The organism is Ohtaekwangia sp. (genome assembly GCF_036568665.1).
Taxonomy (GTDB): domain Bacteria; phylum Bacteroidota; class Bacteroidia; order Cytophagales; family Cyclobacteriaceae; genus Ohtaekwangia.
In genome coordinates, this window is the sequence record NZ_DATCSD010000050.1 from 1 (window position 1) to 24538 (window position 24538).

Here is a 24538-nt window from a genome sequence, read left to right on the forward strand (position 1 = left end):
GCTCCCCATGTACCAGTCCATACGTTGTGATCGTCTTCCAACAGAACGGACATGATATCGTCTATATCTAAACCGTTAGATTCATTATATGCCTTTACTTCATTATGATCGAAGAAATATAAACCACTCCAGCTTACAAACCAGATATTTCCTTTTGAATCAAATTGAAAATCACCTGCCGCCCAGACTCTTGCTCCGTTTAAATCTTTCACATGCGTAATCTCATCGCCATGCATTTTGATCAGTCCAAAAGTTGAAGACATCCATATATCCCCTGTAACAGGATGCTCTAAAATCTTATAGATCGTTGGCGGAAAAGGAAATGGATCTTCCGGGTCTTCTATATTTACCTCGCTGATAACACCATTCTCAAATTTATTAAGACCTTCCAATGTACCGATCCACATGGCTCCATTGGCATCCTGATAGAAAGCATATACATAATTCGATAGCAGGCCATCGCCTTCTTTATAGTTAACTTGTGTATTGTCGTCAAAAACCGTTACACCGGCTCCGTATGTACCGGCCCATTTCTTTTTATCCTTGTCAACATAGATGGCATTTATGCGTGTTGACTGAGCAATCTCTATCGCGGGATAATAGTCGGCAGTTAAATCTTTATACCGGAAGATTCCATTTTCTGTGCCGAACCAGAATATACCGCTTCCAGGTTCTTCCGCTATATCCAATACACCGGCTTCAAACTGACTAGAAAAAGGTTTCGACTGAGGAATCACCTCCCGGTTGTTATCCAGTATACTATATCCCGTCCATGTACCTATATAATATCGGCCATCGGTACCTTTAATCATTTTCCAAATGAGATTTCCCTTGATCTCATTTTTCGGCAGCACTTCATTCCAGTTCTGCCCCTGCTGTATATATAGATGCTCACTTCCGATCCAGAGATGATTGTTCTTGTCCCGAAAAGTAATGTTAGCCTGGTGCTCGGTTGGATAATTGGTAAGTATACCATTCTGCATGACGGTATAGCCCCCTTCTGCACCAAAATATAGTGTCCCTTTATCCTCGCTGGTTGTTATGCGATCGTAGATAGTAAACAGCACTTCATTCTTCTCCCAGCTATAATGTTTCCAGGTTGTATAAGCCGATATTTTTGCAATTCCGCCATAGCCTAATGTTACCCATATATTTCCATCTTTGTCGCCATTGATATCTTCAAAACCGAAGGGAGAAACCCAGGACGGATTGCTAAGGTTTGTCCATTTTGTTCCATCAAAAAAGCTTACAGAAAAAGTGGAGATAACCCACACAACATCATTCGTATCGACATATACTCCTTTGATAAAATTATTACCCAGCCCGGTGGTTGCATCATAGAGCGTCCAGGTACCATTGGTATATTTATATAATCCGGACGATGAACCTACCCATAATGTTCCGTGACTATCTGTAGCAATCGCATTAAATATATTGGGCTTATCTATAAACTCCCAGTGAAGTCCGTCATAGCGTGCAGCCCGGTTAGCCGAAGCCATCCACAGGTTCCCTTGTTTATCTTTCACCAGGTCAGTCGGGATTAATCGTTCAAACGAATCGTCATCAGCAAATCGTTTCAAAACATTGCCTTCCAGGTCTGCCAACACAATCCCTCCGCCTGTGGTAATCCAGAGTGTGTCATGATAAAATTCGATGTCTTCAACATCTCGTATGGAATAGATTTTCTCCTGGAGACACTGCGCTGTTAACGAAAGAGAACACATCATCAACAGAACAAAAGCTAACACGGGGGTAATTACTTTCATGGATAACAGGGGGATAGCCGGATAAAGATTAAGGGTATATCGATCTAAGATACAAAAATGAAAAATCAAAAAGAGATTTGCTAACGCATTACGATGCAAATGATCTATGGATGGCGAAAGAAAATTGAATTATGGAAACAACGAATGGATAAAACGGGCATACCTTTTTAAGATGCACCATGCTGTAACGACCGATGATCAAAGCTTTCATCCCTTGTGGTAAAGTATAATTACCGGTGAACGCTTCTATCACGTAATTTTAGGTCTTTGTTTTCCATGATTGCCAAGACACTTCGCGCTTTTCAGAGTAGAAATTACCGGCTATATTTTTCAGGGCAATCGCTGTCGCTGATCGGAACATGGATGCAGCGCACGGCTGTGTACTGGCTGGTTTATGAGCTTACCTCGTCTGCGTTTATGCTGGGGCTTGCTGCGTTCGCGGCCCAGTTTCCTTCGTTTATGTTTTCGATCATCGGTGGGGTTATCTCCGATCGCTTTAACCGCTATAAAGTTTTATTGCTTACGCAGATAGCATCGCTGGTGCAGGCTGTTATTCTTACTGCGCTGGTTTTATCCGGCCACTATACCGCGTGGCAGATCTTGATACTGAGCGTTGTGCTGGGAACGATCAATGCCTTTGATGTACCCGCGCGGCAAGCATTGGTTTACGACATGGTTGATAACAAAGAACATTTACCCAACGCCATCGCGCTAAATTCTTCGATGGTACACCTCGCGCGACTGATAGGCCCTGCGTTGTCGGGTATTGTGTTGCACCAGTTCGGAGCTGCCATCTGTTTTTTATTGAATGCTTTCAGCTTTATTGCTGTGATTACCTCGCTCCTCTTTATGAATCTGCCGCCCTATAAAAAGCCGGAGCGTCTCACCAACGCCATGACGGATCTGAAGAACGGATTTATATACCTGAAGAACACTCCATCAATCAGTACCATTATGCTGATGCTGGCATTGGTAAGTCTTTTCTCGTTGCCCTATATAACGCTGCTGCCTATCTATGCCAGGGAGATCTTTCACGGAAAGGCTACTACCTTTGGTTATCTCAATAGCATGGTTGGCCTGGGTGCGTTGGGCGGTGCTATATTTCTGGCTTCGCTTAGCCCGGGCGTTGGTTTGAAACGTATATTGTTTGTGAATACAATTCTCTTTGGCGTGGGCCTCATGTTGTTCTCTCACCTTACCACACTCCATTTTGCTTTGCCTTTCCTGGTAATTGTCGGATTCGGAATGATGTCGCAGACGACCATCAGCAACACATTAATTCAAACCATGGTAACGCCAGCTATGCGCGGGCGTGTACTCAGTTATTATGCCATGGCATTCTTTGGCATGCAGCCTATTGGTGCACTTATGATCGGGGCGCTGTCGCACTATATCGGAGCGCCTAATACATTTCTGATACAGGGTATAATTACCTGCCTCATTGCGTTGTTGTTCAGTCCTTATCTTCGTCAGCGTGCGTTAAAGCAAACGGATAAGATGAAGATCGGACAACTCGAAGAACGCTCTGCCGAAACTACCTGATATATACTTTGCAGTATCTATAGGCATTCCATCAAATTATCTTTGCAGCTTCTTCCTTTTATAGGGAATAATTATTCCCTACCCGAACATCTGGTCCCTGTCTTGATCAGCGATTATTCATGATTGATTTTTGTAGTGTCATTCTCGCGGGATGAAAAAACAAACACATTTAACTACAGATTTATGACAGAGAAAGCTTATATACCATCGGCCTTTACGAATTACGTAACCGGTGTGGATAAGAAAGACGTTGCCGGGATCGCAGCATGCTTTACACCGGATGCAGTTGTGCAAGACGAAGGTCATGTATATACCGGCAGAGAAGCTATCAGAAATTGGGTTGCCCGGGGTTTCGAAGAGTATCAATATACATTGGCGGTGAAAGATATACAGGAGAAGAAATCAGAATGGATTGCCACCACCCTTGTAACCGGAACGTTTGACGGAAGCCCGATTCAACTGCGGTTTATCTTTACATTGAAAGATGCCCTGATGGCAACATTAACCATTCGATCCTGATCAGGTATATATCTATGCAAAACGTAATGAACAATTATGCTACCGAACTTTCGGGTAAGAGAGTTCTGGTTACGGGTGGAACAAAAGGAACCGGCAAAGCCATTGTACAGCGACTACGCGCAGCCGGTGCAACGGTGATGGCTACTGCACGTTCTGTGCCGGCAGACCTGACTTCGTCTGAACTATTTATACCGGCTGATATAAGTACGATAGAAGGTGTTGAAGTGGTTGCACGTGAAGTCTTAAAATACATGGGCGGTGTAGATATACTGGTGAATAATGTAGGCGGTTCTTCTGCTCCTGCCGGTGGCGCACTGGCATTAACAGATCACGACTGGATGCAAACCATCAACGCTAATTTGCTGGCTGCCGTACGACTCGACCGGGCGTTGCTGCCTTCTATGTTGCAGCAAGGTAAAGGTGTAATTATACATATATCTTCTATTCAACGGGTGTTGCCATTGCCCGATGCTACGCTGGCGTATGCAGCGGCTAAAGCAGCATTGAGTAATTATAGCAAGGGGCTTTCAAAAGAAATGTCGCCACGGGGTATCCGGGTAAATTCAGTTGCTCCCGGTTTTATCCAAACTACCGCTGCCGATAATCTTATTGATCGCATTGCGCAGAATGCCAACACCGATAAAGATGGCGCACTCAAATTATTGATGGATTCATTGGGAGGTATACCAATGGGACGACCGGCAAAGCCGGAAGAAGTTGCTGAGCTTGTTGCTTTCCTGGTATCCGATCGTGGCGGTTATCTCAGTGGCGCAGAGTATATAATTGATGGTGGTACGATTCCTACTATCTAAATATAGTATAAATGTAAAAGGGCTCTTGTGAGCCCTTTTATTGTTCATTGTTTTAAATGTTCCGGCAATCGCTCGCCCTTTAAAATTACTTCCTGTAATTTAGTTTTGTTGTCGTCTCCCCACTTTCCCATTTCTGCTATTACGGGTATAATACTTTCTCCGAGTGGTGTTAAGCTATATTCCACCCTGGGCGGCATTTCGGCAAAGATCTTTTTGCGGATCAGCTCGTGTTCTTCCAGTTGAGACAATTGCATGTTGAGAACTCTGCGTGCTGCATCGGGTATCTTTCTATGAATTTCGTTCGGGCGTTTTACACCCTCTGATATATAGTATAGGATACTGATCTTCCATTTTCCATAGAGAACTTCTCGGATAAGATCAAGGCCGCAGTTAAGCGTGATGGGTGTCTTTCGGGTATACATAGTCTGGAGGGGGATGTGTTTGTGTATACATTTGCCGCAGCGAAGGTGCTCCGGTGGTATCGAAGTTACGCTTTTCGTTGGCAAATAAAAAAGAGCCCTGCATGGCAAGGCTCTTCTTTATATATAACTGTTATAAATTAATGCGTGTCGTGCGCAAGGTCTGTAGCAGGTGTTTTGGGTTTGTTTTTGTAGGCGATCTTCGTAATGAATACGAATAATACAGGCACTACAAATATAGCCAGCGAACTTGCCGCGACCATACCTCCCGCCACTGTCCAGCCAATTGTTTTACGCGCTTCCGCTCCTGCACCGGCAGCAAATGCCAATGGCAACACACCGAGGATAAACGCCAGCGAAGTCATGATGATTGGTCGCAAGCGCAGTGAAACTGCTTCGAGTGTCGCTTCCACAATTTCCATTCCACGGTCTACACGTTCTTTGGCAAACTCCACGATCAGAATCGCGTTCTTGGCCGCAAGACCAATCAGCGTTATCAACCCGATCTGTGCATAGATATTGTTTGTCAGATTCGGTAACAGTGTCAAGGTAAGAATTGAGCCAAAGGCACCGATCGGTACAGCAAACAATACTGAGAATGGCACTGACCAGCTTTCATATAGTGCAGCGAGGAACAGGAATACGAATATTACAGATATACCGAAGATAAGACCCGTACTGTTACCAGCCTTGATCTCTTCACGGCTCATACCACCAAACTCGTAGCTATAGCCCACAGGCATAGTCTGCGCAGCTACTTCTTTCAAGGCATCAATGGCTTGTCCGCTACTATAGCCAGGTTTCGCTACACCCATAATTTCCGCAGAGCGGTATATATTATAGTGCGATACCACAGCCGGAGTCTCGATCATTTTGGAAGTGATGAGCGAACTGAGCGGGACCATGTTGCCTGCACTGTTGCGTACAAAATATTTACCTATATCCTGGATGTTTTTTCTGTAAGAAGTATCCGCTTGTGATACCACGCGGAAATTTCTTCCATAGATATTAAAGTCGTTCACATACGTACTACCGAGATAAGTCGATAGTGTGCTATAGGCATCGGATACAGAAACACCGAGTTTCTTCGCTTTCTCTTTATCCAGCTCTACCTGGTAACTTGGTGTGCGTGCCGAGAAGAATGAATAAGCCATGGCTATTTCCGGACGCTGGTTAGCAGCCATCAGGAACTTGCGCATAACGCCTTCAAACTGTTTTATATCATCGGTACTGGTAGTTTGCTGTAACTCGAATGTAAATCCGGATGATTGCCCGAGACCCGGTATAGCGGGCGGAGCAATGGTAAGTATACGTGCTTCTTTAATATCAGCCGTACGCTTCTGTATCTCTCCCATTACAGCCTGCACACTTTCTGTTTTCAGATCGCGTTCATTCCAGTGCTTCAGGTTTACGAAGAGTGTTCCTACGTTAGACTTGTTTGAGAAAGTCAAAATGTTCAGACCGGCAAGACCACCCACTACCTGTACTGCATGTATAGACTCAATGCGCTTCTGGATCTCAAGTTGCATCTCGATGTTACGCTTGGTCGAAGTACCTTCCGGCATTTCGTAGGTAACATACATACGCTTCTCATCTTCTGTTGGTATAAAGCCGGTTGGTTTATGTTTGAAGAGCCAGAACAAACCAACGAACAAACAGATCATCATGACCAATACATACGGTGTACGTTTTATCCAGGTGTTCACACCACGGGTATAGGAACCGGTAACTTTGCCAAACCAGTTGTTAAAGCTATCGAAGAAACGATCGAGTATATTTTTCCTGGTCTCTCCGTTGTGCGGCTTCAGCAGCAACATACTCAGTGCCGGTGTAAGTGACAATGCTACGAAAGCCGAGATCACTACCGATACGGCAATGGTAATAGCGAACTGCTGATAGAGTTTACCTACTATACCGGGTACAAATCCTACTGGTACGAATACGGCCGCGAGGATCAAGGCGATAGCAATTACCGGAGCAGAAATCTCTTTCATCGCACGGCTCGTTGCTTCCTTAGGCGATAGTTTATAGTGATCCATGTTATGCTGGATCGCTTCCACCACCACAATCGCATCATCCACCACGATACCAATCGCCAACACAAAGGCAAACAATGTCAGTGTGTTGATGGTAAACCCAAACGGTATAAAGAAGATGAATGTACCAATGAGTGATACCGGTATAGCAAGCACAGGTATCAATGTAGCGCGCCAGTTCTGCAGGAAGAGGAACACCACCAATACCACCAGTGCGAGTGCTTCCAACAGCGTATGCACCACTTCTTCAATAGAGATCTCTACCACCGAAGTTGTTTCGAGTGGCACAAGGAAGTCTACATCTTTCGGGAAGCCTTTCTTCAGTTCAGCCAGTGCTTTGGTTACACCTTCGTTTGTTGCCAGCGCATTGGCACCCGGTGCTAAATATAGCAGCATGAAGGCGGCCGGCTTGCGCATTACAAACGGGTTGTTACCATAGTTAAACTTGGCCAGCTCTACGCGTGCTATATCTTTCAAATATACCAGGTTGCCCTGTTGTGGATTGTTGCGTACTACAATGTTCTCAAAATCTTCTACGCGGTTGATACGGCTATTGGTAAGTACGTTGTACTCAAATGCCTGCAGGCGTGGCTGCGGACTGGCACCGATAGAACCGGCTGCTATCTGCAGGTTTTGTTCTGCCAATGCTGCATTTACTTCTGCGGGAGTTATACCCAGGCTGGCAAGCTTCTCCGGGTTAAGCCATATACGCATACCAAAGTCGTCACCCACCATTACGATATCCCCTACTCCGCTTACGCGCAGCAAGGCATCTTTCAGGTATATATTTCCAAAGTTACCCAGGAAGGTTGCATCGTGTGTGCCATTCGGAGAATATAGCGCGAGCGCCAGAAATATACTGGGGTTACGCTTGCGCACCGTGATACCGAGACGTTTTACAATCTCGGGCAATGCAGGTTCAGCAACACTTACGCGGTTCTGTACATCCAGCGTGGCAATGTTTATATCCGTTCCTATATCAAAGGTTACGGTAATAGCACTGGCTCCACTGCTGGTACTGTTACTCGACATGTACGACATGCCGGGAGTACCGTTGATCTGCGCTTCGATGGCGGTGGTTGTAGTCTGTTCAACCGTCTGCGCATCGGCACCTATATAGGTACTGTTAACGTTCACCGTGGGCGGTGTAATATCAGGATATTGCGAAATAGGCAATGTCGTCATCGCAATGATACCCACAAGTACAATTACTACGGATACCACGATAGACGTAACAGGCCTTTTTATAAAAACATCTGAGATCATTTGTTCTCGGTTATAAGATGAATGTTATCGGTTATTTTTTAGCAGCTTGCGGGGCATTGCCTGCCGGTGCCGGAGGTGCTATATTGATCGGTGTGCCCTCGCGAAGATTCTGTATACCTTCGGTAATGATCACATCGCCTTCTTTCAAGCCTTCGCGTATAATGATGTTGCGACCTATCTGCTTGCCCAATTTTATCTTTACCTGTGTGGCTTTAGCACTGTCGGCTACATATACATAAAATTCACCCAGTTGCTCATTCACAGCTTTGTAAGGTATAATTACCGACTTGCTTGTAGTGGACTGCACCAGCAATGTACCGCTCATACCAGAGCGCAGGCTATGATTCACGTTCGGAAATTCGATACGCATTTTTATAGTACCGGTTTGCGGATCAACAGCACGGTCTATTACACTGATCTTGCCGGGATAGGGGTATAATTCTCCTTTGAATGACAAGCGGAATGTTGAATCACCTTTGGAAACTTTTCTCCCCAGTAATTCGGTGAAGCGGTATATTTCCTGTTGATCAACCGTGATATCTACAGCGATCGGATTATCGGAAGATATAGTATTCAATACCGTCTGACCAGGTGTAACGGCTGCACCTAAACGCACAGCAGATATACCAATGGTTCCATCGAACGGAGCAACAATGGTAGCATAGCGCACGCTGGTTTGTACCGAACGCACTGCTGCTTTGGCTGCTTCTACTTGTTTCTCGGCAGCAGCATACGTTGCTTCAGCATAATCAACCTGTTGTTTCGCGATAGCATCTTTCTTGTCGAGCTCGCGGTAACGATCTACATCGCGCTTTGCTTTGTCGAGGTTAGCTTCCTGTACAGAAAGATTGGCCAGTGCCTGATTATAGTTAGCAGAAGTTTGCTGCGGATCGATCGAGTATAACTTCTGTCCTTTCTTTACCTGTTGTCCTTCTGTAAAGTGAATGCCGGTAATATAGCCACTCACCTGCGGGCGCAGTTCTACTTCCTGCAAGGCTCTTACAATAGCCGGGTACTCATCATAATACGCGGCATCGCCTGTTGATACAGTTTGCACGGCAACATTTACAGGTGGCGGCCCCTGCATACCCTGCTGGTTTTTATTTCCGCAGGCGAATGCTGCAAGCAACAGCGTTACAGAGGCATACGATAGTATATTCTTCAATGACATAGTGTAATAGTTTCTGAATTAGTAATTGATTTGTCCAAGTACACGCAGCACATCCATTTTGCTGGCCAGTACCAGGTTAAGGGCGTTGAAGTAATTGATGCGGGTAGTACGCAGATCGGTTTCTGATACTGTTACATCAAGATACGGACGCACACCATTTCTGTATTGCAGGTTAATGATGTCGTATACCTCCTGTGCGAGGTCTACATTTTCCTTCTGCGCCAGGTAGTTGCTCAGGTTGCTTTTATAGGCCGCGAGTGCGCGTACATACTCGGTGTTCAGCGAGTTCTCCATATTCTTCAAACTCACATCGATGCGCTTCTCCGCCCACTTCTGCTCCTGTATCTTCGCGATACGTTTTCCTCCCTGGAAAATCGGAATAGCGAGCGTTGCTCCTACATATGAGTATGGATACTTCTTGTTATAGAGCTCACCGAAATTGTTGTTCTGATAGTTGAGTATATAGGAACCGAACGCGTTGAGTGTTGGCAGGAAAGCCCAGCGACTATATTTCACGTTGGCATGCTGTAACTCTTTGGATATAAAGAGAAGTTTATAGTCGATGTTCTGCGAGAAGTTGATCTGCTGCAGTGTATCAAAAGGAATTTCGCCTTCCATTTGTGCGGAGTCGTACTGAACAGCCAGATGACTATGTACGGGATACCCCATTAACAACTTGAGATATTCCTCTTTATAGAGTAATTGTTCCTGTGTTGTTTTAAGAGATGCTTTGGCATTGTTCAGCGATATAGTAGCACGCTTATAGTCAGTCTTGTCTGCCACGCCACTGGTATAGCGGCTATAGGAATCTTTCAGACTTCGCTCGAGACGCACGATGGATTCTTCGTTTACCTTTATCTGCTGTGTAGTTGCCAGCAGGTCATAGAAGGCTTTGGTAACATTTACCACCACATCGATTTTACTCTTGGCGGTATTCTGTTCTGCCTGTATCCTTACTTTGGATGCTGTGCTGCTGGCCAGCAGTACATCGCGGTTAAAGATCGTCTGTGTAGCATTGATCTGTCCGGATGATGTATTATCAACCCCGAATCGGATGATGTTCCCTCCTATCACGCTCGACTGCAAGTCGAAGTAACGCTGATAGTTATAGGTGAAGTTTACTTGTGGGTACCAGTCCGCAAGTTTACCCTTGATTACTTTGTTCGTGATTTCCTGATCGATGATCGCTTGTTGAACAGCAGCCTGGTGCGTAAGCGCATACTGAACAACTTTGTCAAGCGTGGCGACCTGCAATGTGCTGTCCGAAGACGCATCCTGCTTTTGGGCACGACTTATCAACGGGAGAACAAGTGCAATCACGACAATCCATGGAAAGCTTTTTCTTTTGGTTAAGGTCAATTGCATAGTGTGTTTAAAATATGTAAGTAAATGCGGGGTGATTGGTTTTTTAAGTGGCTTGATTTTATCAACCACTACGGTGATTGTCGGGGAAAAGGTTCAATCAGATTTCTATCATGCAAAAAAAATTAGTTAAGGTTATGGAATTATAGTTTGGTTATATAATGTCAGGAGTAGTGTCGTCACGTCCGGTATAATATTGTGTCGTTTACCTAAACCTTTTCCGGACACAACTGGTGTTATTTTCTTTTAACAAATTTGTTAACACAAAGTAACGCCAATAGAGTTCAATAATCCCAAAGAAAAATCATCATTTTAAACAAACCATTGCATATGCAAAGGTTTGCATACATGCATCATTGTGTACGTTGAACACAAGAAATATACTGACCCTGTTATCTTTAGATAGGATTTGCAGTAAGTAACAGCAGAGTAATTTTTGACACGTAATGATGCGCCAGGTATAGGCTTGCGTTCACCAGATAAGAGTAGCGCCTGCGTTAAAGGCAAGATGTTCTTTTCGTTTAACATAACCTAACTGGTTTGTTATCAACGAAGTGTCACCAATCTTAAACGCTGGCACAGGCTGATGGTGATGTCCATAGATCCAATAGTCAGCGTGAGAGTTTTCGATCAGCTCAAACAGTTCTGTAGCAAAAGCTTCATTTAGTATACTTTCTCTATATCGTTCAGGATAATGAAGAAAGGTTGGGATGTGATGTGTTATCACAACCGTCTTGCCCGCTGCTGATTGTTGAAGCGTCTCTGTCAAGAATTGACGACAGTGCTGATGTTGCTCATTATAGTGATGCGCCGTAAAGGGCTGACTTCTATATTGAATGGTATGAAAGTCAAACATCCCTCGCTGAATCTCCCGTTGGTTTACCGGAGATATATGTGACCAAAGTGTACTGAATATAAACCTGACGGATTCATGTTCTATTGCTAAATTGTTTACCAGAAAAATGTTATCGCGGATTTTCTCATGTATACATCCACTTCGTTCTGCGAGGTCCGAACCATAGTATTCGTGGTTGCCCGGTAGCCAGTACGTTGTATGATAGTGATCGGACAGGAAATCGAAAAAAGTTTTATGTTTTTTCATTTCTGCGAAAGGAACAATATCACCGGCCAGTAACAGAACATCACTACCGGTTTGTAACGGGTGTTCCTGCAGATAACGTGCATTGTCGCGAAACTCGATGTGAAGGTCCGAACAATGTTGAATTGTCATGACTATATACAGGATGGTGCGGACCTATACGTAGCGCTAAAGTTTTTGATACATGATATAGGCATTGGTGAGCCCGCGGGTTTTATGCCTGAAGGCCTCGGGTATTTCTCCAATGATAGTAAAGCCCAGTTGTTGCCACAGCTTTACGGCACGCTCGTTGGTTTTGATAACGATGTTGAACTGCATGGCCGTATAACCTAAACGCCTGGCTTCGTGCAGCGAGAACTCTCCCATTGTTCGGCCAACGCCCTGGCCATACGCACGCGGAGACGTCATATACCCGGCATTGGCGATATGCGAACCGAGATCAGGCTGATTGTCCTTCAGAAAGAATGTGCCAACCACTTCATCATTTTGCCATGCGGTATAGGTGTGCTTGTCTGCACTGCACCAGAAGGCCAGCATCTTCTCGCGCGAAGATGCCGGGTCAAACACATACGTATCACCGGTTGCTATAACTTGCTGAATGATCTCCCAGAGAGCATCGTGATCTGCGGGCAACGTCTTTCGAATCTGTATCATAAGTAAGCAAGATACAATAACCAACTGGTATATTTACTTCTTTACAGCCACCACTATACCGGTAGCCCATGCCTGGCGTGTCAGTATCAAATCACTTCGTGAGTCAAGAACCTTTAGCAGGTTGGTTGCTTTTTCGTGGTGACCTTCGGGCCAGTTGGGTTGTGGCAGCATGTCGTCAATTATATACAGGCCACCTGCGTTGAGCATGGCGAGCACTTCATCCAGCATCAGGTATTTACCGTGCCAGGTATCGGCAAATATATAGTCGAACTTGTTATCAAGATTGTTGTTTACCCATTCGCCTCCGTCAGATGCTATAAGCTCCAGGCGATTGTCTGTTCCAAGATAGGTCTCCGCTATATTCAGAAATGTTTTGTCATTATCAACCGAAAGCAACGTAGCTCGATCATCCATGCCATCCAGTATCCATGAGGTTGATAATCCGGTGCCTGTGCCGAGTTCCAGAAATTTACCGCCCGGCTTGGATGCAGCCAGTGTACGCAACAGTGAGCACGTAAGTATATCCGATGCCATGGTAAAACCGGAAGCTTCCGTTGCCTGTTGAATCTGCGTGTAGGCATACGGTAGTGGCTGATTGATTTCTTCTGTCATGTTTGGGTTGTGGTTTGATTGTAGTTTTATCGAACGTTAGTTTTTTCGTTGCGTTAGTCAACAATAAACATAGATACACAAATAATTTTCAAATGATACGAATGACTATATATTTTTCTTCAAACTATATATATCGCAAAGCGAACGTTCGCTGTTGATCGTGTCGATACGCTTCAGGAAAGTATATGTTTTATGGCGGGTATTCTATATCTTTCGTTATACAAACTATATATCAATGCCCGTATTATCAGCCGGATTGTTAATGTGTCGCAAGACTACCCGTGATGTGGAATTCTTCCTGGTGCATCCGGGCGGACCATACTATATAAAGAAGAATGAAGGTGCCTGGAGTATCCCCAAAGGTATAGCAGATGCAAATGAAGATCTGCTGGCAGCAGCACAACGTGAGTTCAACGAAGAAACAGGATTGACTTCTTTGCCTCCTTTTCATTCGCTGGGTACAATCAAAACAAAGGGAGGTAAAATTGTACATGCCTGGTGTTTTCTGGGAAGCTGGGATGAGCAACATCAACCCATTGTGTCCAATACGTTTGAGATGGAGTGGCCACCGCGTTCGGGTAAATATATGGCTGTGCCCGAAGTGGATTGCGCTGCATGGATGTCGTTTGAACAAGCATCGGTCATGATCAATCAACAACAATTGCCTTTTCTGGAGCATGCACAGGCTATATATAGTCGCTAGAATATTATTTTACCATTCCTCTAAATGCAGTCGATCGTATTTATAGATACACCCCTAAGCGCTATAAAATTGGCTGCGTATTGCAGTCGACAAATGTCATTTTTTTAAGAACTGAATCCGGTTAATTTTGCTTTATCGTTCACTTGATACCGGAATGAATTGCAGTAAGGCTTTTGCGTTTTTGTGTTTACTCGGTTTACTATCCGGTAATGCGTTTGGCCAGTCGAAATTAACAGACAGCCTTGAAAAACGTCTTCCTATCGTAAACGGAACCGAAAAGGTTGATCTTCTCAATCAACTTACTTACGAGTTTATCACCAACGACAACGCCCGGGTTATCCGGTATAACAATGAGTCTGTATCGCTTAGCCGGCAGATCGGGTATATAAAAGGTGAAGCAGTTGCGCACACGTATCGCGGTGTATACGATTATCTCTCCGGACAATTTACGCTTGCTCATCAGGATCTTCATAAAGGGCTCTCGATGTCTATACAGGCGGGCGACCGTGCGAACCAGGGATATACCCTGCTTCAACTCGGTGTATGTGCCCTGGAAGAAGTGGAAGATGACTCTGCCCTATTCTATTTCACAAAGTCATACGAGATATTTAAAGACAGTACCAACGCGTTAACGTTATCTAAAATATACCGTAACCTGAGTGCGCTATATGGGCAACGCTACCAGTACGATAAACAACAGCTATATCTTGATCGATCTATCGTTATACGCAGATTATTGCCCGATAAAATGCTGCTGGCAGATGCGCTCGTTCTCAAGGCAGGGAATGTGCTTACATCCGGTGATCTGGCAAAAGCAGAGACCATTTTAAGTGAGGCCGAAGTTCTTGTAAAAGATCATCATAACGATGAAGAAGACCTGAATGATGTGCGTTATCTGCGCGCACTTATACTCTTTCGAAAAGGGCGATTTGAAGAAGCGGTAGTGTTGGTTGATTCTGCGCGTGCGTATTATTTCAGAAAATCGTTGATCCGCAAGTATGTTACATTACTCACCGACATGGGTAAAATATTTTCCGATCGTGGTGAATACGAACTGGCGCTGAACAATCTATACGATGCCTTGAACGTAAGTAAAAGGCAAGGTTTTGAAGCGGATATCTATACTATACGCAATCGCATCGGTTGGGTAAATTTTCATTTGGGCGATACACGGCAGGCGCTGCGTCTTGCCAACGAAGCATTAAAGAGCGGTCCGAAGCGACAGTTACAAGGCGATCAGGCAGATGCGCTCATGCTGAAAGGTGCAGCGCTTACGGAGTTAAATGATTTTTCTTCTGCACATACATGCCTCGATTCTGTTTATGCTATATATACCAGGCTGGATGACGATCGCGGTGTAAGCGATGTGCGATTATACCAGGGTATACTCGGTGTGCGACAAAAGAAATTCCGTGAGGCGCTTGCATTCTATGATGAGAGCATACAACGCGCTGTGGCTTCTAATTACGCGTATGGTCTTGCATGGGCTCAATGGGCAAAAGGCGATCTGTATGTAAAGCTGGGTGATGCAGCCCATGCAGCACAACTGCTCGATCTGTCAGAACAATTCAGTCATCGTGCACACGCGTATGAGTTGCTGATACGAACCTATAACACACGCAGAGATTTACTGGCTTCACAAAGTCAGTATAAAGAATCGCTCAAGTTCTCTATGCTGGCGAGTGTGTTAAAGGATTCTATACATCGTACTGACCTCGCGCGGAGATTTGTGAATCTGGAGAAGACACAAGAGATCGAGCAACGCGATCGCGACATAAAAGTGTTGCAAAAGGATAAACAGTTGGCGCAGGATAAAATTCATTTACAGGAATCCAGATTACGACAACAATTCATTTTGCTGATCGCAGGCATGGCAGTTATTACGTTACTCGGTATACTGGCCTTTTTATACTATCGTTTCTATGCACGTATTAAAACGCTTAACATTATCATAACCGATAAGAACAAGCGTATACAGGCACAGGCAGACGAGCTTCAGCAGATGAATGCAGAACTGAAACATCTATACCGTGAAGTTTCAGAACAGAATGAAGAGATCCAGGCGCAGGCAAACAAGCTGGCGGAAAGTAATAAAGACATCAGCGATCTGAATCGAGGTCTTGAACGGATCGTAGCCGAGAAGACACTGGAGCTGCGCACTACCAATGAAGAGCTGGTAAAGCATAACAATGAATTGCTGCAATTCTCCTATACCGTGTCGCATAACCTGCGCGGACCTGCTGTGCGCTTGATTGGCCTCTCGGAATTAGCGCAGGCTGAAAAAGATATAGAGCAGGTGCAACGCTGGGTTGAACTTATTTCAAAGACTGCTTCCGACCTCGATCTGATCATTAAAGATCTGAACAAGGTGCTTGATCTGCGGAATGAACCCGATCAATACCTGGAGGTAGCGGAATTTGAAAAAGAATGGAAGCAGTGCATCAGCCTTTTACAAGACAGCCTTACCGGTGAAGAAGAAATTATAGTAGACTTCCACGCATTGCCCAAAATAATTACGGTTAAGGCAATGCTGCAAAGCACACTCTATAACTTGTTGAGCAATGCCATCAAGTTTCGTTCGCCTGACAGGAAGCTTAACGTTACGGCTACCAGCCACGCTATAGATGGCAAAGCGATTATTGAGATAAGTGACAATGGTCTTGGTTTCGATACACAACTTCATAAAGAAAAGATCTTCAAGCTCTATAAACGATTTCATACGCACGTGGAAGGACGTGGTATAGGGCTATACCTGATCAAAGCACAGATCGAGGTTCTGCGCGGTACTATCGATGTGGAATCTGTACCGGGCCATGGCTCACGCTTTCGTATAGTGCTGCCGTTGATCCTGGAAGAATCATTACGCCATAGCGGACATTCCGAGCAATCCGACTCTGGTATATCGTCTGATATAAAAAAGTAATCCCATTGCCGCGCTCACTATGTGCAGCACGACAATGGGATTTGTACTTCTGAACGTACTCTGTATTAAAAACTATATCTGACACCTAACTGTCCTTGCCAGCGAGAACTGAATTGATCGATGGAATAAGATGTTGTAGGTCTGGTGAAGGTATAGGCAGGTTGTGCTGTTGAATTGTTAGCACGGGTTACACGAAGGCCCATATCAACCGAAGAGTTCTGGGTGTTCGGTGTAAAATATACTCTTCCCCAATTTTTGTTCAGCATGTTCGAGAAGTTGATCACATCAAAAGTTATCTGTAACTGATGTGTCTTCTGCCCTACTTTGAAATTCACGTCTTGCATCAAACGAAGATCAAGTAAATTATTCCAGGGAGTTCTGGCTGCATTGCGCTCGGTAAATTCTCCTTTGTGTTTGCTCAGGTATGGATCTTTGTTTATAAAGTCAGCCAGGTCAGCATATTGTTGTGCTGCAGTGGTAATAGAACCGTCTGCATTCTTCTTGTCAACGAGGTTTATCTGATCAGCGGATGCCGGTATAAACATCAGGTCTACCTGCTGGCCTGAACGCGACAAGTTGCTGTTCGCTGTATTTACCCATGTGAAAGGGGAACCGGACTGATTGGTAGAGATCAACGAAATATAGGATGTAAGTTTCTCGTTCCACGATTTCTTATACTGCACGGTTGCTACGATGCGATGACGAATATCAAAGTTAGAATACGTTAAGCCCGGATTGTTTGGATTCAACGCCTGGTTCAACTGCCACCCTGATTCCGGTGAGTTGCGTATACCGTTCAATATATCTTTCGATTGTCCGTAAGTATAGGCCGCCATAAACCCTAAGCCAAATGGATATTGCTTGGAGAGTTGCGCAGTTAATGAATACCGTTGGCCTTTAGTTGTGTTCGTGATCAGGTATATACTGGAGAAGTTATTGCTCACGCGGTTGCCTGTTGAGCCGCCTGACAGATATAGCGGTTGCTGATGATTAATATCGGTAGCCGCATAGTATACAGAGTCTTTCAGGTTGATCTGTTTGATCTGTACGTCTTTCAGCGTCTTGGTATATAAAGCTTCCAGTGTCAGTTTATAGCCATTGCCCAACATTATATCCGCGGCAAAGCTGCTTCTCCACATGCGTGGCATCTGGAAATTCTTGTCAATAAGATCAAGTTCGTTTCTATTGGCTGATCCGTTGGCTGCAGCAAAGTTCTTGAATTGTGTAGGGTCTGTTGGTATCGGTGTTCCTGCTTTTGGCGGGTTCAGATCCAGTGCCGAGTATGTTTTGCCATCGTTCACATACGCATATCCCAGCCACGCAAAAGGTATACGGCCGGTAAACACACCGCTACCACCACGCAACACCAGCGACTTATCGCCTTTCACATCGTAGTTAAATCCGATACGAGGCGATATATATACTTGCCCGAAAAACTTGTTGTTGTTTGTAGCTACCGGGTTATTGTAGGTATAGGTGGTACCGTAGTTGGCCGGAGGATTAGGGAACAAAGCATGAGAATCTGTTGGCGGTGTGTTCGGCATGATCGTTATATCTGCACGAAGTCCGTAAGTCAGTACCAGTTTGTTAGTGGCCGCAAATTCATCCTGTATATATATGCTGTTCATCGAGATGTTGAACTTTGCCGGAGAATTAGCCAGGTTATTGCTCAGGCTGTTATCACCGGGGTTATATATAGCGCGCATGCGTGAAGGGTTGTCGGCTAAGAAGTCAGCTAAACTGGCATAATCAAAACGACCGTTGTAAGAGTTGATGAATGTATAGTCAATCTTGTAAAATTCATTGTGTGTACCGAGTGTAAACGAGTGGTTGCCGGTAAACCAACGCAGGTTATCCGTAAACTCAAAAGTTCTCTGGCGCATGTTGAATACGGCTGCTTCGCGGTTTGTTCCGAGTAGCGCATGGCCGCTTCCTATCCCGTTGATCTGAATCTGCGGGAAAATTGTTCCCGTAGGATTACGGCGATCAGTTATATCGGTATAGCCTAATATCAAACTGTTGCTGGTTGTATTTCCGAAACGACTTTTCAATTCAGCCACGGTGCTGATGTTGTGGTTCTTCTGAATGAAGTCGTAGTTACCAAATTGAAATTCTGTTGTGGAGCGTTCCAGGTTGCTGGCTTCGGATATAACAGAGTTATTGCGTATAGCCAGTGAGTGATTTTTGTTGATCACCCAATCCAGACGGTTAAAGAATTTCACACTCTTGGAGTATATATTATAGTCTTGTGTTGCACCCGGATCATAACCTCCTGCCGGATTATAGATTGATGCAGGAAGCGTTTTAAGTTTGTTGATGATCTGGTTGGCTATATCAGTCGTCATGAAATAATTAGGTGCACCTGCCGGGAAAAATACCGGTATCTGGCTGCGGGTAATTTCTTCGTTGGTGAACCAGAACAATTTGTCTTTTACCAACGGGAAGCCTACACGGAAACCGGTTTGATAATCGTGATACGCATTGCTGATAGAGCCATCTCCTACTTTGTCGTTGCCTTTATATTTACCAGTGATCGCAGCGTTTCTTCCAAAGCCATATACCGAACCGGTAACATTGTTGCTACCACTTCGTGAAACGGCATTGACACTTCCTCCGGTAAAATTACCCAGCGTTACATCGTAAGGTGCTAACTGTACCTGCACCTCTTGTATAGCATCCAGACTGAATGAATTGGTGCGTGTACTGCTACCGGGTTGATTGGCTGTGCCGCTCACACCACCAAGTGAAGGGCTGAATCCGATAGCATCGTTATTGATAGCACCATCCAGTGTAATGTTGTTATAGCGAAAGTTAGTACCGGCAAAAGAGTTGTTGCTGGCTTGTGGTGTAAGTCTTGTAAAGTCTGAAAAGCTGCGGCTTAAAGTAGGCAGTGTTTGTATCTGCTCTTTGCTTACGCTGTTACTCGCGCCTGTTTTATTCAGGTCGAGTATATTATCCGCCACTACTTGTACTTCCTGCAGTGTGGTTGATTCTTCTTTTAACTGAACATCCAGTTTTAATGTCTCGCCAAGTTTAAGGTTGATGTTTTCAAGCTTCTCCACCTGGTAGCCAATAAAAGTTATCGTGGCATCATACGGTCCGCCAGGATTCAGATTTCGTAAGGTATAGCGCCCGTCAGCGTTGGTAGATACACCATAAACAGTATTGGTTGGTTTATATACCAATTGTATAGTAGCACCCGGAAGATCTTCACCTTTGGCATCGGTAATTTTACCGCTAATAGAGCTGGTCGTTATCTGGGCATGTATCAGTAAAGGAGTAAATATAAATAAGCAAATAGATAATAATATCGTTCTCATTGAAAGACGAGTTTTGTGATCATAAATAAAGTATACTTTTGAAAGTGTCTGCGAGCGGGGAATGCAGACTATAGCACCGATTGAAAATCAGGCATCGGAATTTACAGCTACTTCTGCAGGAGTAGTGCTATAGCACCGTGGTTCGTGCTGGCTGCTGTTTAACGTGAGTGTTTTATCAGATATAGTATCGGGAGCGACTTGTATAGGTGCTGCCCACGGTCTTCGCCCAACCTGGATTGACAGTTCGTGCGCTGTCTCCAATGCTATATCATAAAATTCAACTTCGTCCTCTTCCAGGCACTGGCTAAAATCTATATTGAGCAGACAGGCGTCTGTTGCAACGAAGAGGATAAGCGCATACAGGAATGGTTTCACTTCTCTTTGAAAAATCTGCCCCAAAGGTCATAAAAAGAATGAAGGCTGTGTGTTGCTAAATCGTTAAATGAGACGAAATGCTTAATATTAAAATAACATTCAATCCTTTACGGAAAGGCGATAATTACCAGTAACGATAGCACTGCATTTTTGAAATACGCTAAATTCCAAAGCGTGAATGACTCAGAACTCAGGAAAAATTTATACGATACAGGGAACGCTCCTGATAAAGGTATAGTTATGCTGTAATTATAAATTCAGACACACTCACACACTCACTTCCTGTACTTAGGGGAGCCGGTAGTTTTTGAAAATAACACGACAACTATTTTTGATGATTGAACTTTACGCTATTTATACTCTATGTCTGAACCGTTGAAAGAGAGACGGTTGGGACTCTTGCAAGCCACCGCGATCAATATGACCGACATGGTAGGGATCGGTCCCTTTATAACCCTGCCCATGGTGATTGGCATCATGAATGGTCCTTATTTTTTATATGCATGGCTGGCCGGTGCTATACTTTCTATTATCGATGCATTAGTATGGAGTGAGTTGGGCGCTGCCTATCCCCTTGCCGGTGGATCCTATAATTTTCTGAAAGAAGCTTTCCCTTCCCGAAAGGTAGGCAAAGTCATGAGCTTCTTGTTTGTATGGCAAACGCTTATACAGGCTCCGTTGGTAATTGCATCGGCAGCGATCGGGTTTGCTTCGTATTTCTCATATCTCACTCCGCTCACTCCGTGGGAAAGTAAAATGGTGAGTGGTGCTGTTGTAATTGTTATCGTGGTTCTGCTGTTCCGTAAAATTGAAGACATCGGTAAGATTAGTGTGCTGTTGTGGATCGTTGTGATCGGCACCATCCTCTGGATCATCGGACAAGGTATGACGCACGGAAATTTTCTATTGCCGCTGCAAACAATCAATAACGGTATTACACTCAATCATGGTTTTGCAGCCGCTATCGGTTTTGCTTCTGTAAAAACAGTGTATAGTTACCTGGGCTACTATAACGTTTGCCACCTGGGGGGTGATATTATAGACCCTTCGCGAAATATACCCCGGAGTATGTTGATGTCGATTGCCGGTATATTTGTGCTTTACATGTTAATGAACATCAGTATCGTTAGTGTTATACCCTGGCACGAAGCGATGCAGAGTGAGTATGTTATCAGCTTGTTCATGCATCGCCTGGGCGGTCCGTTGGCGGGCAAGATCATTACAGCACTCATTTTACTGGTTGCCTTTGCATCGGTGTTCTCCGCTACATTAGGCTATAGTCGTATACCGTATGCCGCAGCAGTAGATGGCGCTTTCTTTAAAGTATTCGCCCGTGTGCACCCACGGGGAAATTTTCCATATGTATCTATCCTGTTCCTGGGCACAGTAGCATTTATATTCAGTTTGCTCTTCCGGTTAAGCGATGTTATCAGTGCTATTCTGGCCATGCGTATACTCGTTCAGTTTATCGGACAGGCGGTAGGACTGCTGTTGCTGGCTAACAATAAGCGCAAACACTTCCCTTATAAAATGCCTTTCTTCCCTGTGCCGGTGTATATAGCTATTGTCATGTGGTTATGCATTCTGATTTCCACCGGTATAAAGATGGTGGCGGCCGGTGTTGGTATTATTACACTGGGTTTACTGGTATATTTTATAAAGGACAAAATGCAACGCCGTTAAGGTCGCTTCCGGAAAGACAAGAGTGTAATAGAATGCTGATTGATTTGAAAGGCTTTATACTTCTGCCAACGGTTCACTAATTAAAGGTTGCAACGTATTTGCTACACGCAATTTGGAACAACGGAGAAGTTCAGTGGTAATTCATTATAAACTGCACCCTGCATTTAGCAGCATCTGCAGTTTTCAATGTTCCAACAATCTGGCTTAACGAGTCCCATAGATTCAGATAATCGAGGATAATTCCTCTTTTACTCCGCTCCCGTTCTTCCGGAGTTTGATTGATCTCATCGATATCGCCCAAATCCTGAAGCAAATAGACAGGGCATAATTTACTTAGCTTGGTTCGGATCTTTTCAAAGAAGTCGATAGCAACAGTAGCTGGTGCAATGGCTGATATAGTTTGCATCTGATCATCGTCATCGTCAGGGAGAAACGCTGCGAAATAGCCACGCTCATCATCCGTCATAATCGACTCAAGCGAAAAAGGAATGCTGGTATATTTAACCAACTCAGACCCGAGCAGGATACTGGCTATAGAATTGTCTTGTTCGGAGATACCGATCTCTGTTATTGACTGAGCGAACTCATCCTCGCCCCAAGATATTCTAATAGTAATTGCTACATCTGCCATATAATTAACGTGGTGGTTTCTCGGTTCAGTTAATATGGAGTATACGTACCCCAGTTGAAATGAGTTTAACTAAAAGTACTACAACGTAAATTATTTTCTAAATAGTATATAGAGATTATAAAGGTTTAATCTGTATCTAATAAATAGATCATTTTACATTAAGAAAATATTAAGATTATATACCTAACTATGGGGGATATAAATTTTCATACCAACACAGTTGTCCGTTGCCGCACAAGTACATCCCAAAACCGGGAAACGGTCAACAACACCACTCATAGCACTATAATTTTTCATTCATCTGAATGAGTACTTATTACGGTATACCTTAAATCAGACAGAGGGTTACAACCCGGAAAATTATTTTTATATAACCAGATATTTATGGATAAAAAGACACCATCAACCTCGATGCCTCCTATACGATTGGAAGGTATTCAACCCATTTTGTACGTGAAGAGCATGGCGATGAGTCGAGCTTTCTATGTTGGTGTGCTCGGCTTTACGGAAGCACCTTGGGGTGATGACAGCTTCACCAGTGTTAATCGGGATGGCACTGGTATCTACTTGTGCCAGGGTGCGCAGGGCAATCCGGGTACCTGGTTGTGGATTGGCTTCGATGGAGATATAGAAGAGCTATATAATTACCTCCGGAAGAATGACGTAACCATACGAATGCCGCCCGGAAATTTTTCATGGGCACTGGAGATGCACATAGAAGATCCGGACGGACATATACTTCGCTTTGGTAAAGAACCTGACTCTTCCCAACCCTTCCTGGATCGACCATCCAGATAATTTTTCAGCGTTATCCTGCTATATTTTTTAGGCTATGCGGATTTGTTCTTATACTCTGGCTGCGGGTAGTTTTCGTTATACCCGGGTTGCTTGAGCAGATGATAGGTTGTTTCCTTCTTTTTCTTTTGTGTAAGATGGAGATAACGTTGCAGTTTCAATTTATAGGCATCGTATACAATTACAATGACCAGCAGAGAGCAGACCACATAGAATAGTTTGAATTGGAGTGACTGGTAAGTAAGACTGGCTATAACGGCCCCCGCTATATATGATACCGTTATAGCAGCAATGAGCTTAGCTTTTCCGGTAAGTTCTGGCGTATTCCGAAATTGTTTCTTCGTAAACATTGACAGTAATATACCCAGATCAGTAGTGGCGCCAGTCAAGTGTGTTGTTTTTACAGCAAAGTTAGAGATGCTGGCAGTCAATCCATTTTGCAATCCCATAGCAAATAGCATCAACGACAATAGAGCTTCAGTTTCGGAGAGTGTTTCCTGGTAAAAGAACTGGCCATATACTCCTACACCAAGCAAGCAAAGTATCTCCAGCACCAGCGGCATAGCGTGCGCTATATATTTATTCCGGTTGATGTGGATGATGATGAGGTTAGAAGTAAAACTGCCAAGAAAGAAAAGTCCGATCCAGCCGGCCACTACCAGCACCTGATAATAATCACCTCTTCCTATTTCTGCCGCGAAGATGGCAAAGTAGCCGGTTACATTCGAGGAGAACGACAGGAAAATAAGAAAGGAAGCAACGTTTACCATACCGGCTGTAAAAGCGGTGAGTATACCCAAGCGGATATTATCAGCCAGGTTTCTGCTATTACTATATCTTCGTAGCACGT

19 protein-coding genes are annotated in these 24538 nt (G+C 44.3%); 7 read left to right on the top strand and 12 right to left on the bottom strand.

The genetic code is table 11. From position 1 onward, the window contains the following. Nucleotides 1-1766 (bottom strand): ligand-binding sensor domain-containing protein (locus VIN08_RS02440; RefSeq protein WP_331959683.1); only part of this gene is annotated, 1766 nt, incomplete at its 3' end. A 276-nt stretch (nucleotides 1767-2042) separates the two neighbouring features. Here VIN08_RS02440 and VIN08_RS02445 point away from each other — a divergent pair. From VIN08_RS02445 to VIN08_RS02455, 3 genes are all read left to right on the top strand, one after another. Then, a complete protein-coding gene (locus VIN08_RS02445; RefSeq protein WP_331959686.1) occupies nucleotides 2043-3308 on the top strand; it encodes an MFS transporter in 1266 nt (421 codons plus the stop codon). Nucleotides 3309-3491: 183 nt separating this feature from the next. Next, nucleotides 3492-3827: a nuclear transport factor 2 family protein gene (locus VIN08_RS02450; protein ID WP_331959689.1), complete on the top strand. Its 336-nt coding sequence runs from the start codon at nucleotides 3492-3494 to the stop codon at nucleotides 3825-3827. A 14-nt stretch (nucleotides 3828-3841) separates the two neighbouring features. Further along, nucleotides 3842-4639 carry an SDR family oxidoreductase gene (locus VIN08_RS02455; RefSeq protein WP_331959692.1) on the top strand — a complete coding sequence of 266 codons (798 nt, stop codon included), beginning with the start codon at nucleotides 3842-3844 and terminating at the stop codon, nucleotides 4637-4639. 44 nt (nucleotides 4640-4683) lie between these two features. On the opposite strand, the gene VIN08_RS02460 is transcribed toward VIN08_RS02455, so the two are convergent. From VIN08_RS02460 to VIN08_RS02490, 7 genes are all read right to left on the bottom strand, one after another. Continuing rightward, nucleotides 4684-5061 (bottom strand): helix-turn-helix domain-containing protein, encoded by a 378-nt coding sequence (locus VIN08_RS02460; RefSeq protein WP_331959695.1) that lies wholly within the window; start codon nucleotides 5059-5061, stop codon nucleotides 4684-4686. A 137-nt stretch (nucleotides 5062-5198) separates the two neighbouring features. After that, nucleotides 5199-8360 carry a multidrug efflux RND transporter permease subunit gene (locus tag VIN08_RS02465; RefSeq protein WP_331959698.1) on the bottom strand — a complete coding sequence of 1054 codons (3162 nt, stop codon included), beginning with the start codon at nucleotides 8358-8360 and terminating at the stop codon, nucleotides 5199-5201. Between the two features lie 31 nt (nucleotides 8361-8391). Further along, complete coding sequence (locus tag VIN08_RS02470) at nucleotides 8392-9531, bottom strand: efflux RND transporter periplasmic adaptor subunit (RefSeq protein WP_331959701.1); 1140 nt, start codon at nucleotides 9529-9531, stop codon at nucleotides 8392-8394. Between the two features lie 18 nt (nucleotides 9532-9549). Next, nucleotides 9550-10896: a TolC family protein gene (locus VIN08_RS02475; RefSeq protein ID WP_331959704.1), complete on the bottom strand. Its 1347-nt coding sequence runs from the start codon at nucleotides 10894-10896 to the stop codon at nucleotides 9550-9552. Between the two features lie 469 nt (nucleotides 10897-11365). Next, nucleotides 11366-12124 (bottom strand): metallophosphoesterase, encoded by a 759-nt coding sequence (locus tag VIN08_RS02480; RefSeq protein WP_331959707.1) that lies wholly within the window; start codon nucleotides 12122-12124, stop codon nucleotides 11366-11368. Nucleotides 12125-12160: 36 nt separating this feature from the next. Continuing rightward, complete coding sequence (locus VIN08_RS02485) at nucleotides 12161-12646, bottom strand: GNAT family N-acetyltransferase (protein ID WP_331959709.1); 486 nt, start codon at nucleotides 12644-12646, stop codon at nucleotides 12161-12163. 33 nt (nucleotides 12647-12679) lie between these two features. After that, a complete protein-coding gene (locus VIN08_RS02490; protein ID WP_331959712.1) occupies nucleotides 12680-13258 on the bottom strand; it encodes an O-methyltransferase in 579 nt (192 codons plus the stop codon). 235 nt (nucleotides 13259-13493) lie between these two features. On the opposite strand from VIN08_RS02490, the gene VIN08_RS02495 reads away from it, so the two are divergent. Both VIN08_RS02495 and VIN08_RS02500 read left to right on the top strand, forming a co-directional pair. Then, nucleotides 13494-13961 carry an NUDIX domain-containing protein gene (locus VIN08_RS02495; protein WP_331959715.1) on the top strand — a complete coding sequence of 156 codons (468 nt, stop codon included), beginning with the start codon at nucleotides 13494-13496 and terminating at the stop codon, nucleotides 13959-13961. 154 nt (nucleotides 13962-14115) lie between these two features. After that, nucleotides 14116-16884, top strand: a complete 2769-nt coding sequence (locus VIN08_RS02500) for an ATP-binding protein (protein WP_331959718.1) — start codon at nucleotides 14116-14118, stop codon at nucleotides 16882-16884. Between the two features lie 65 nt (nucleotides 16885-16949). Here VIN08_RS02500 and VIN08_RS02505 read toward each other — a convergent pair whose 3' ends face one another. Both VIN08_RS02505 and VIN08_RS02510 read right to left on the bottom strand, forming a co-directional pair. Continuing rightward, complete coding sequence (locus tag VIN08_RS02505; protein ID WP_331959721.1) at nucleotides 16950-20204, bottom strand: TonB-dependent receptor; 3255 nt, start codon at nucleotides 20202-20204, stop codon at nucleotides 16950-16952. Between the two features lie 87 nt (nucleotides 20205-20291). After that, complete coding sequence (locus VIN08_RS02510; RefSeq protein ID WP_331959724.1) at nucleotides 20292-20579, bottom strand: hypothetical protein; 288 nt, start codon at nucleotides 20577-20579, stop codon at nucleotides 20292-20294. A 363-nt stretch (nucleotides 20580-20942) separates the two neighbouring features. Here VIN08_RS02510 and VIN08_RS02515 point away from each other — a divergent pair, with 363 nt between their 5' ends. Next, on the top strand, nucleotides 20943-22262 hold the full coding sequence (locus VIN08_RS02515) for an APC family permease (protein ID WP_331959727.1): 1320 nt from the start codon (nucleotides 20943-20945) through the stop codon (nucleotides 22260-22262). 130 nt (nucleotides 22263-22392) lie between these two features. Here the strand turns inward: VIN08_RS02515 and VIN08_RS02520 are convergent, their stop codons facing one another. Continuing rightward, complete coding sequence (locus VIN08_RS02520; protein ID WP_331959729.1) at nucleotides 22393-22893, bottom strand: hypothetical protein; 501 nt, start codon at nucleotides 22891-22893, stop codon at nucleotides 22393-22395. 384 nt (nucleotides 22894-23277) lie between these two features. On the opposite strand from VIN08_RS02520, the gene VIN08_RS02525 reads away from it, so the two are divergent. Further along, nucleotides 23278-23691, top strand: a complete 414-nt coding sequence (locus tag VIN08_RS02525; RefSeq protein WP_331959732.1) for a VOC family protein — start codon at nucleotides 23278-23280, stop codon at nucleotides 23689-23691. A gap of 32 nt (nucleotides 23692-23723) precedes the next feature. Here the strand turns inward: VIN08_RS02525 and VIN08_RS02530 are convergent, their stop codons facing one another. Then, nucleotides 23724-24536: a YoaK family protein gene (locus VIN08_RS02530; RefSeq protein WP_331959735.1), complete on the bottom strand. Its 813-nt coding sequence runs from the start codon at nucleotides 24534-24536 to the stop codon at nucleotides 23724-23726. Between the last annotated feature and the right edge of the window lie 2 nt (nucleotides 24537-24538).

Bases quoted from the DNA above. Each gene is read 5' to 3' on its own strand.
- VIN08_RS02445 (WP_331959686.1), top strand. From the start codon at position 2,043: ATGATTGCCAAGACACTTCGCGCTTTTCAGAGTAGAAATTACCGGCTA.
- VIN08_RS02450 (WP_331959689.1), top strand. From the start codon at position 3,492: ATGACAGAGAAAGCTTATATACCATCGGCCTTTACGAATTACGTAACC.
- VIN08_RS02455 (WP_331959692.1), top strand. From the start codon at position 3,842: ATGCAAAACGTAATGAACAATTATGCTACCGAACTTTCGGGTAAGAGA.
- VIN08_RS02460 (WP_331959695.1), bottom strand. From the start codon at position 5,061: ATGTATACCCGAAAGACACCCATCACGCTTAACTGCGGCCTTGATCTT.
- VIN08_RS02465 (WP_331959698.1), bottom strand. From the start codon at position 8,360: ATGATCTCAGATGTTTTTATAAAAAGGCCTGTTACGTCTATCGTGGTA.
- VIN08_RS02470 (WP_331959701.1), bottom strand. From the start codon at position 9,531: ATGTCATTGAAGAATATACTATCGTATGCCTCTGTAACGCTGTTGCTT.
- VIN08_RS02475 (WP_331959704.1), bottom strand. From the start codon at position 10,896: ATGCAATTGACCTTAACCAAAAGAAAAAGCTTTCCATGGATTGTCGTG.
- VIN08_RS02480 (WP_331959707.1), bottom strand. From the start codon at position 12,124: ATGACAATTCAACATTGTTCGGACCTTCACATCGAGTTTCGCGACAAT.
- VIN08_RS02485 (WP_331959709.1), bottom strand. From the start codon at position 12,646: ATGATACAGATTCGAAAGACGTTGCCCGCAGATCACGATGCTCTCTGG.
- VIN08_RS02490 (WP_331959712.1), bottom strand. From the start codon at position 13,258: ATGACAGAAGAAATCAATCAGCCACTACCGTATGCCTACACGCAGATT.
- VIN08_RS02495 (WP_331959715.1), top strand. From the start codon at position 13,494: ATGCCCGTATTATCAGCCGGATTGTTAATGTGTCGCAAGACTACCCGT.
- VIN08_RS02500 (WP_331959718.1), top strand. From the start codon at position 14,116: ATGAATTGCAGTAAGGCTTTTGCGTTTTTGTGTTTACTCGGTTTACTA.
- VIN08_RS02505 (WP_331959721.1), bottom strand. From the start codon at position 20,204: ATGAGAACGATATTATTATCTATTTGCTTATTTATATTTACTCCTTTA.
- VIN08_RS02515 (WP_331959727.1), top strand. From the start codon at position 20,943: ATGTCTGAACCGTTGAAAGAGAGACGGTTGGGACTCTTGCAAGCCACC.
- VIN08_RS02520 (WP_331959729.1), bottom strand. From the start codon at position 22,893: ATGGCAGATGTAGCAATTACTATTAGAATATCTTGGGGCGAGGATGAG.
- VIN08_RS02525 (WP_331959732.1), top strand. From the start codon at position 23,278: ATGGATAAAAAGACACCATCAACCTCGATGCCTCCTATACGATTGGAA.